The following is a 2,558-nucleotide window of genomic DNA, read 5'->3' on the forward strand; positions in this document are numbered from 1 at the left end:
TTTTCCATCTTTTTAATTGCATCGTTGAAACTTTGAACCATTTGACCGTTGGTAAATTCTCCTAAATCTCCACCGTTTGTAGCAGAACCTGTGTCTTTAGATTCTTTTTTTGCCATTTCTTCAAATTTTGCGCCTTTATCAATTTCTTTTTTGATTTCATTTGCTTTTTTTAAATCATCAACTAATATATGAGATGCTTTTGCTTTGAAGAAGTCATCTTTATGTTCATCATAATATTTCTTAACATCATCGTCTGTTACTTTAATATTTTTATTTTTTCTTGAGTATATTTTCCTACAAGAGTTTGATTTTTCAAAACTTCTTTTAAGTAGTCAAGAGGTATTCCTAATGAGTCAAGATAAGCTTTAAATTGTTCATCTCCACCAAGTTGAGCTTTATATTGGTCAAGAATTTTTTGGATCTCGCTGTCTTCTACTTTTATATTATTAGCAGCTGCATCTTGCTTTATTATTTCTGTTTCAGTTAAATCTTTAATCGTAATGTCTTTCAAATATTGATCTACTGTCAATTTTGATTGCTTGCCTGTTGGGTCTATTGGACCTTCTAAAACTGATTCATCTCCACCAGCATTGGCAACATATTGGTTCCTTCTTATTGCATAAGATTTATAAAAATCTTCCATTGGTATTTCAACATCATTAACTTTAGCTGCTACTCCTTCTGGTCCTTTACCGCAAGCACTCAAGCTTACAAGCATTAATCCTGAAAGAACAGCTGCTGTGAATTTTTTTAAAAACATACATCTACTCCTTAATCTTATTATAAAACATTTATATTATACACTATAAAGTCTTATTTGTTGTGATTTTTTTGTGAACTTATTATGACTAAAGCTTTTTTTAAGTCTTCCATGGGATATTTTAACTTTTCCAATATGATTTCTGAATGCTCAGATAAATCATAGGATATATATTTAAAATTTTCTCCCATCTCTTTTATTAAGTTTAGTCCGATTTCTTCATTTAATTTAATTGTATATTTGCCATCTTTTTCAATTATTGAAATTACATTTATCTTAGATGCCTTGTATCTCAATAGGGATATATCCATAAGATTTACAACTTCTTTAGGTAAATCTGAAAATCTATCTATCAATTCATCTATCAAATCGCTGTATTCTTTTTCAGATTCTAAAACAGAAATTTTCTTATAAATTTCTAGTCTTAAACGCTCATCTTCTATATAAGTTTTTGGTATATATGAATCGATTTTTAAATCAATTACAGTTTCAATGGTTTCTCTAGTTTCGATTCCCTTCAATTTATTTACGGATTGTGTCAAATATTTCATGTAAAGGTCATAACCTATATTATCTATATGACCATGTTGCTTTGACCCCAAAATAGAACCGCTACCTCTGATTTCCAAATCTCTTAAAGCTATTTTAAATCCACTGCCAAATTCTGTAAATTCTTTAATTGTTTTTAACCTTTTTTGAGCTATTTCTGAAATTGATACATCTTTTTCATAGGTAAAATATGCATAGGCAACTCTTGAAGACCTTCCTATTCTTCCTCTCAATTGATATAGCTGTGATAATCCAAGTCTATTTGAATCAGTAATAATCATTGTGTTGGCATTTTGAACGTCCATCCCTGTTTCAATTATTGTTGAACACAATAAGACATCTACATCCCCTCTCAAAAATGAAAGCATAGTGTCTTCAAGATCTTTTTCATTCATCTGACCGTTAGCCATCACAAAACTTACTTCTGGCACAAGTTCTCTTAGTTGCTGAAGTTTATATTCCATATTGGCAACTCTGTTATAGACAAAATAAACTTGACCGCCTCTTTCAACTTCTCTTAAAATTGCTTCCCTCACCATCAGAGGATTATATTCCAAAACATAAGTTTTTACAGGAAATCTTTCTTCGGGTGGTTCTTCAATTACAGACATATCTCTTATGCCTATCATAGACATTTGTAAAGTTCTAGGTATGGGGGTTGCTGATAGAGTTAGGGTGTCAATATTTTCCTTTAGCATTTTTAATTTTTCTTTGTGACGCACTCCAAATCTTTGCTCTTCGTCTATAATTAGTAAACCTAAATCTTTAAAGACTACATCTTTAGATAATAATCTGTGAGTGCCTACAATTATATCTACAATTCCTGCTTTTAATTTTTCAATGGTTTCCTTTTGCTCTTTTTTGGTTCTGAACCTAGAGAGTATACCTACTTCCACCGGAAAATCTTTAAATCTTTCCACCATTATATTGTAGTGCTGTTGGGCGAGAATTGTTGTTGGTACTAAAAATGCTACTTGCTTGCCATCAAGTATAGCCTTAAAGGCTGCTCTTAAAGCTACTTCTGTTTTTCCATAACCTACATCTGCACAAAGAAGTCTGTCCATAGGATGGGCTTCTTCCATATCTTTTTTTATTTCTTCAGACGATAGAAGCTGTCCATCAGTTTCTTCATAAATAAAGGCATCTTCAAATTCTCTTTGAAAACTGGAATCTTTTGAAAATTTAAAACCACTTTTTGATTCTCTGGCTGCATATAACTTGATCAAATCATCTGCCATATCATCAATGG

Annotated in this window: 3 protein-coding genes; all 3 read right to left on the reverse strand. The window is 31.3% G+C overall.

All coding sequences use genetic code 11. From position 1 onward, the window contains the following. On the reverse strand, positions 1–290 hold a 290-nt coding region (locus HMPREF9131_RS08570; RefSeq protein ID WP_369744392.1), incomplete at its 3' end, for a peptidylprolyl isomerase. Next, complete coding sequence (locus HMPREF9131_RS01955; protein WP_009345084.1) at positions 257–760, reverse strand: SurA N-terminal domain-containing protein; 504 nt, start codon at positions 758–760, stop codon at positions 257–259. The genes HMPREF9131_RS08570 and HMPREF9131_RS01955, both read right to left, overlap by 34 nt. Before the next feature lie 53 nt (positions 761–813). Continuing rightward, positions 814–2,558: DEAD/DEAH box helicase (locus tag HMPREF9131_RS01960; protein WP_009345085.1), on the reverse strand; the 1,745-nt coding region annotated here is incomplete at its 5' end.

The sequence above is a fragment of the Peptoniphilus sp. oral taxon 836 str. F0141 genome (genome assembly GCF_000179335.1).
In the GTDB taxonomy this organism is placed as follows: domain Bacteria; phylum Bacillota; class Clostridia; order Tissierellales; family Peptoniphilaceae; genus Peptoniphilus_A; species Peptoniphilus_A lacrimalis.

Excerpts from the sequence above, each read along its gene's own strand:
- HMPREF9131_RS01955 (WP_009345084.1), bottom strand. The coding sequence starts at position 760 with ATGTTTTTAAAAAAATTCACAGCAGCTGTTCTTTCAGGATTAATGCTT.